Here is a 6,418-nt window from a genome sequence, read left to right as displayed (position 1 = left end):
TGATCCTGAAGGACTTCTCCACCCGCATCCTGCGGGGAGACCGCATCGCCGTGGTGGGGCCGAACGGCGCGGGCAAGACCACCCTGGTCAAGCTGCTGCTGGGCGAAATCCCCGCCGACAGCGGCGAGGTGAAGCTCGGGACCAATCTGGAGGTGGCCTATATCGACCAGGCCCGAGCGGACCTGAAAGAGGACATGCTGCTGAAGGACGTCCTGGCGCCCCGGGGCGGCGACCAGATCCTGGTGCGCGGCGCGCCCAAGCACGTGGCCGCCTACGCCAAGGAGTTCCTGTTTACCGACGCCCAGATCCGCCAGCCGGTCCGCAGCCTGTCTGGCGGCGAGCGCAACCGCCTGCTGCTGGCCAGGGCGCTGGCGGCGCCGGCCAATCTGATGGTGCTGGACGAACCGACCAACGACCTCGACATGGAAACCCTGGACCTGCTGGAGGACGTCCTGGCGGACTATGAGGGCACCCTGATCCTGGTCAGCCACGACCGCGACTTCGTCGATCGCCTGGCCACATCCACCATCGGCCTGGACGGCCGCGGGCGGGTGGTGGAGACCCCCGGGGGCTGGCAGGACTTTCTGAGCCAGAACCCCGGCTTCTTCGCCCAGGCGACGGCTGCGCCCAAGCCGCGCCGGGCCGAGACGCCGCCGGCCGCCGCGCCCGCCCTCAAGGCGGCCAAGCTCTCCTACAAGGAGCAGCGGCGGCTGGAGGAACTGAACCAGATGATCGCCGATCTGCCGGCCAAGATCGCCTTGCTGGAGGGTCAGCTGGCCGATCCTGACCTCTATGCCCGCGACCCCTCTGCCGTGGCCCGCTTCAGCCAGGCGCTGGAGACCGCCCGCGTACGCCTGGAAGAGGCGGAGCTGGAGTGGCTTGAGCTGGAAGAACGCCGCGAAGCGGTGGAACAGGGGCGCTGAGCGCCCACGCAAGGCGATCCTGTGGATAAAAGCCAGACCACTGAATTTTCAGGATAATCCGCCCGGTCCGCACAGCCTGATCACAGGCTTTCCACAGAATCTCCCCTGGGAAACCGCCGATATCCCACAGGCGGTCGAGGTCGGGCGCTTGCTTCATAGCGGGCCTGAGCGCAACGTCAAGAGGCCGAAAGGGACTGCGCCCCCGGCGCTCCGGGAAACCGGAACGTCAACGGAGCAGGAGGTTCTTGGCGGCCCGGCGGCGGGGTGACCCGAGGCCGAGGTCCAAGGACACCGGGCGACGGAAACCTGCGGGGAAGCCCGCCTTCGAAGTCGCACGACCTTCGGTGCAGATCCCCAGCGGATCTGGAATGAGGGCGACGCCGCGGCCCCGCCGCAGCGCCGCCCTCTTGCCATGGGCGCAACCTTTGCGAGCCCGCAGATCCAGCCTTAACGGTTTGGCGCCAACCCTTGGGAACAATGGTCTCGGACTTGGGGGGACCATCATGGCGTCGGGCATAGGATTGAGGCGTGAAACCGCGCTCGCCCTGTGGCTGGCGGGGGGCTTCGCCGCCTGCGCCCTCTTCAGCGTCACCCTGACGCGCGACACCAACAGCATCGCCGCCCTCTGGCTGGCCAACGGTCTCCTGGCGGCGGGGTTCGTCCTGCTGCCGCGCGGGCATGTCATAGCCCTCGCCCTGGCCTGCGCCGCCTTGAGCCTGACCATCAACCTTCTCACCGGGGCGGGCCTGCCCGCCTCGCCCATCTTCACCGCCCTCAACATCACCGAGGCCGCCCTCGCGGCGTGGATCACCCGCCGGCTGTGCGGACCGCGCATGCGCATCCGCAACCTCGCGGCCTTGCTGAAGGTGACCGTCCTGGCTGTGCTGCCGGCCGCGGCGGCGACCGCAGTCCTGACCGGGCTCGCCTTCGGTCCCCTGGGCCGACCCTTCGACGCCGTGGCGTTCGGGTGGTTCGCCGCCCATGCCCTGGGCATGGCCATCACCCTGCCGGCGGTCCTGCTGATCGTCGACGGCAAGAACCGGCGGGATTTCCAGCGCAGCGCGCCCCGCCAGCTCGCCATCTACAGTTCCGTCGCCCTGATCAGCGCGGTGGCCTATCTGCCCTCCACCTTCCCGACGCCGCTGCTCGTGACGCCGGTTCTGGTGGTCGCCGCCTTCCAGCTGGGGCCCCGGGGCGCGGCGCTGTCGGCGATCATGATGGCGCTCATCTCCACGGCCGTGGTCACAATCGCGCCGAGAGAGGGCATCGCGGCCGCCTGGACCCAGACCGAGCACATTCACAATCTGCAGGTGGTGATAGCCGCGGCCTTCATGACCAGTCTCTCGGTGGCCCTGATCCTCGCCGAACAGGCCCGGTTCCGCCAGATGCTGGCCCTGCGCACCCGCGCCGCCCGACACGCCCAGGCCCGGGCGCAGGCGGCCGGGGCCGCCAAGGCGGAGTTCCTGGCCACCATGAGCCATGAAATCCGCACGCCGATGAACAGCATTCTGGGGTTCACCCAGACCTTGCTGCGGCGGGATGACCTGCCGCCAGAGGTCCGGCGCCAGATGAACCTGATCCACCGCGCCAGCGGCTCCTTGATGGCGGTGGTCAACGACATCCTCGACTTCTCCAAACTTGACGCCGGCGAGGTCGAACTGGCGCCGCGCCCGATCCCCGCCCGGCTGATCGCCGACGACGCCGCCGAGATCATCGCCCCCTCGGCGGCCGCCAAGGGTCTGGCCCTGGAGGTCGAGGCGCATGGACCGGTGGATGACGCGGTCCTGGCCGACGATCTGCGCCTGCGCCAGGTGCTGCTCAACCTGCTGAGCAACAGCGTCAAGTTCACCGAGACCGGGAAGATCGTGCTCAGGCTCACGGCCAGGGATCAGGGCGAAGACCTGCTGTTGCGCTTCGAGGTCCGGGACACCGGCGTCGGCATCCCCAAGGCGCGCATGCACCGGCTGTTCCATCGGTTCTCCCAGGTGGACTCCTCGGCCCGCCGGGCCTTCGGCGGATCGGGCCTGGGCCTGGCCATCTGCAAGGGACTGGTGGAGGCCATGGGCGGGGTGATCGGGGTGCGCAGCACCGAGGGCGCCGGGTCCACCTTCTGGTTCGAGATCAGCGCCCCCCGCGCGCCGCAGGCCGACGCCGCCCCCGCCCTCGAAGCCGAGTTCGACCTGACTCAGCGCCGGATCCTGCTGGTGGACGACCACCCCATGAACCGCGAACTGGGCGCCACCGTTCTGGGCATACTGGGCTGCGACGTGACCCTGGCCAAGGATGGCCGCGAGGCTTTGGAAGCCGTCCAGGAGAGCGACTTCGACGCCGTCCTGATGGACATCCACATGCCGGTCATGGACGGGCTTGAGGCCACGCGCGCCATCCGCGCCCTTGCGGGCCCGGCAGGGGCGATCCCGATCATCGCCATGAGCGCCGACGTCATGGCCGAGACCCTCGACCAGTGCCAGAGGGCCGGCATGACCGACGCCGTGGGCAAGCCGATCCGCATCGAGACCTTGCAGGCGGTACTGGCCGACGCCATCGCGCAACGCCGCGCCGAAATGCAGGGCGACGTGGCGGCGGCCTGAAGGCCCAGCCGGCGCCGAAACCGGTTCCCACAGTTCCGAACGCGCTTTAGGTTCTCCAGCGCAGCAGTCTGGGGGGATCCATGAAGGCCTTGCGTTACCTCGCCATCGCGTTCGCGGCCCTGGCCTGCGCATGCTCGCCCGCGGACAGGACCGACACCGCCGCCGGGGCGGAGGGCCTGACCACGATCCGCTTCGCCACCGACTGGCGCGCCCAGGCCGAACACGGTGGCTTCTACCAGGCCCTGGCCAATGGCGAGTACGAGAAGCGCGGCCTGAAGGTGGAGATCGTCCAGGGCGGGCCCGGTGTGAACGTGCCCCAACTGCTGGCCGCCGGCGCGGTGGATATGGGGATGGGCTCCAACAGCTTCATCGTCCTGAACCTCGCCCAGGAACAGGCGCCGGTGACCGCCGTGGCGGCCTTCATGCAGAAGGACCCGCAGGTCCTGATCGCCCACCCCGGCCAGGGGATCGAGACCATCGCCGACCTCAAGGGCCGGCCCATTCTGCTGTCGGACGCCTCGGTCACCGCCTTCTGGGTGTGGCTCAAGGCCAAGTATGGTTTCACCGACGATCAGGTGCGCAAATACACCTTCAATTCCGCGCCCTTCCTCTCGGACAAGCGGGTGGCCCAGCAGGGCTATGTGACCTCCGAACCCTACACGATCGAGAAGGAGGCGGGCTTCGCGCCCAAGGTCTTCCTCCTCGCCGACAACGGCTATCCCGGCTACGCCACCATGGTCCTGGCCCGAACCCCACTGATCGCCGAAAATCCTGAGGCGGTGCGCGCCTTCGTAGAGGCCAGCGCGGCCGGCTGGCGGGACTATCTCTACGGCGACCCGTCGGCCGCCGACGCCCTCATCCGCGCCGACAATCCCGAGATGACCCAGGACGTCCTGGATCAGGCCCGGGAGAAGCTGAAGTCCTACGGCATCGTCGATGGCGGCGATCCGGCGCAGATCGGCCAGATGACCGACGCCCGCTGGGCCGAGTTCTTCGAGATGGCCCGCGACCAGGGCGTCTATCCCGCCACGATGAACTATCGCGCCGCCTACACCCTGGACTTCGTCCAGCCGGCCCCCTGAACGGTTCGCCCATGACGCAGCCTCCGGTCGCCGAGCTGGACTCGGTCGAGGTGGACTATGCCGCCGCCGGCCAGGTGCTGGGTCCCTTCAGCCTGACCCTGGCGGCCGGCGAGGTGACCGCCCTGGTGGGACCGTCGGGCTGCGGAAAATCCACCGCCCTGCGACTGCTGGCCGGTCTGGAGGCGCCCCGTCGCGGAACGGTGCGACGTTCCGCGGCCCGCGGCGAAACCGCCGTTGTCTTCCAGGCGCCGACCCTCGCCCCCTGGCTCAGCGCCCGGGACAATGTGGGCCTGCCCCTGGAGCTTTCGGGGGAACGGCGGGCTGCGGCCCGCAGCCGCGCCGAGGCGGCGCTGGCGCAGGTGGGTCTCGCCCATGCCCTGAAGGCCCGGCCCGCCCAGCTGTCCGGCGGCATGGCCATGCGGGTCTCGCTGGCCCGCGCCATGGTCACCGCGCCCAAACTGCTGCTGTTGGACGAGCCCTTCGCCGCCCTGGACGAGATCACCCGACGCAAGCTCGCCGACGACGTGCTGGCCCTGTGGGCGGAGACGCGGCCAGCCATCGTCTTCGTCACCCATAGCGTGGAAGAGGCGGTCTATATGGCCAGCCGCGTGGTGGTGCTGGGCCGCGGCCCGGGCCGGGTGGTGGGGGAGTTGAGCGTCTCAGGCCCCCTGCCCCGGCCGGAGGGCTTCCGCACCTCGGCCGGTTTCCGCTCCACGGTCGAGGCGGTCTCGGCGGTGCTGGCCAGGGCCATGGAGGCGTAAGGGTCGCATGCGCCGCATCCTCGACATCGCCGCCCCCCTGATCCTGGTGGCCCTGCTGCTGGGCGCCTGGGAAGCGGCTTGCCGCCTGATGGCGGTTCCCGCCTACTTCCTGCCCGCCCCCAGCGCGGTGGCCCAGGCGCTGGCCGCCGACCGGGCGAGCCTGGCGCTCTCGGCCTGGAACACCCTATCCATGGCGCTGGCCGCCCTTGTGATCGCCAGTCTGGTGGCCCAGGCCCTGGCCCTGGCCGTGGCGCTCAGCGCCACTCTGGAACGCGCGGTCCAGCCGCTGGCCGTGGTGATCCAGGTGACCCCGGTGGTGGCGATCGCGCCGCTGGTGGTGATCTGGGCCGGCATCGACCATCCCGAACGGGCCATCGTCGCGCTCGCCGCAGTGGTGGCCTTCTTCCCGATCTTCTCCGGGGCGGTCACCGGGCTGAAATCGGCCGATCCGGATCTGGAGCGCCTGTTCGACCTCTATGGGGCGGGGCGGATGCAGCGCCTGTTGCGCCTGCGGGCGCCGGCGGCCATCCCCTATGTTATGGAGGGCCACAAGGTGGCGGCGGGCCTGGCCCTCATCGGAGCGGTGGTGGCCGAGTTCGTCGCCGGATCGGGGGGCGCCCAGGGCCTGGCCTGGCGCATTCTGGAGGCCGGAAACCGCCTGCAGACCGCCCGCATGTTCGCCGCCCTGGTGGTGCTGGGGCTGATGGGGGCGGTTCTCTACGCCGCCCTGGGTCGCCTGGAGCGCGCTGGCCTGAAGTGGTGGCGCGGGCGTTAGTCACAGGTTAAGTCGCAGGCTGTTAGTCAACGGCCATGCGCGGACCCCTGCACAGTCTGGCCCTGGCGCTCGCCATGGCCGCCCCGGCGGCGGCGATGGGCGGCCCATCATGGGCCCAGGTCGTGACGCAGGACCGGTACGGCCCGCCTCCCGTTGCGGCCTATGGGCCTGGCGGCGCGGCCAGCTCGCAGGGCTCCACAGGATTGCTGGCTTGGCCAGGCAAGAGCCAGCCGCCCACGCAGGGCGCGGCCCATTCCACACAACGCCCTGAGCCCCTGGCCCTGGC

The 6,418-nt window shown here is 70.1% G+C and carries 5 protein-coding genes and 1 pseudogene; all 6 read left to right on the top strand.

Annotation, left to right across the window (positions count from 1 at the left end):
• Positions 1 to 923, top strand: a 923-nt coding sequence (locus V7D28_RS10705) for an ATP-binding cassette domain-containing protein (RefSeq protein WP_333587376.1), incomplete at its 5' end; no start/stop codon positions are given.
• A 521-nt stretch (positions 924 to 1,444) separates the two neighbouring features.
• Positions 1,445 to 3,514 carry an ATP-binding protein gene (locus V7D28_RS10700; protein ID WP_333587375.1) on the top strand — a complete coding sequence of 690 codons (2,070 nt, stop codon included), beginning with the start codon at positions 1,445 to 1,447 and terminating at the stop codon, positions 3,512 to 3,514.
• An 80-nt stretch (positions 3,515 to 3,594) separates the two neighbouring features.
• Positions 3,595 to 4,596 carry an ABC transporter substrate-binding protein gene (locus tag V7D28_RS10695; RefSeq protein ID WP_333587374.1) on the top strand — a complete coding sequence of 334 codons (1,002 nt, stop codon included), beginning with the start codon at positions 3,595 to 3,597 and terminating at the stop codon, positions 4,594 to 4,596.
• Positions 4,597 to 4,607: 11 nt separating this feature from the next.
• Positions 4,608 to 5,357: an ABC transporter ATP-binding protein gene (locus V7D28_RS10690; protein ID WP_333587373.1), complete on the top strand. Its 750-nt coding sequence runs from the start codon at positions 4,608 to 4,610 to the stop codon at positions 5,355 to 5,357.
• A 7-nt stretch (positions 5,358 to 5,364) separates the two neighbouring features.
• A complete protein-coding gene (locus V7D28_RS10685) occupies positions 5,365 to 6,132 on the top strand; it encodes an ABC transporter permease (RefSeq protein ID WP_333587372.1) in 768 nt (255 codons plus the stop codon).
• Between the two features lie 35 nt (positions 6,133 to 6,167).
• A pseudogene (locus tag V7D28_RS10680) lies at positions 6,168 to 6,418 on the top strand (hypothetical protein); the annotation flags it as partial.

The sequence above is a fragment of the Phenylobacterium sp. genome (assembly GCF_036723115.1).
Classification (GTDB): domain Bacteria; phylum Pseudomonadota; class Alphaproteobacteria; order Caulobacterales; family Caulobacteraceae; genus Phenylobacterium.
This window is presented reverse-complemented; position numbering and strand designations above follow the sequence as displayed.